Source organism: Pseudomonas sp. BJa5 (assembly GCF_030272875.2).
Lineage (GTDB): Bacteria > Pseudomonadota > Gammaproteobacteria > Pseudomonadales > Pseudomonadaceae > Aquipseudomonas.
This window is the reverse complement of the sequence record NZ_JALRNG020000234.1, coordinates 1-234: the sequence shown is the minus strand read 5'-3', so window position 1 is coordinate 234 and position 234 is coordinate 1. Positions and strand designations below refer to the sequence as shown.

Genomic DNA, 234 nt, shown 5'->3' with positions numbered 1-234 from the left:
CGCCGAAGCGACCCTGTCCAGGTTCCCTCTGGTGCGAAGCTTCAAGGCCGAGAAAAACCTCCCCCCGATGCAGTAATTCAAGCAGTTGCGCCTGATCGAAGCACGCCGGCGCCTGCGCCTTGGCGCCGCGCCTGCGCGCATCGCCGGCGAGTTGGGCTTCTTCGACCACGCCCACCTGAGCCATTCGTTTAGCAAAGTGATGGGCGCCGCGCCGGCGAGTTACAGCTCAATGCT

At 64.1% G+C, this 234-nt stretch carries 1 protein-coding gene; it reads left to right on the top strand.

The window, feature by feature from the left end; genetic code table 11:
• Positions 1-85: 85 nt before the first annotated feature.
• The coding region (locus tag M2D63_RS26150; protein WP_353050886.1) for a helix-turn-helix domain-containing protein at positions 86-234 on the top strand (149 nt) is incomplete at its 3' end.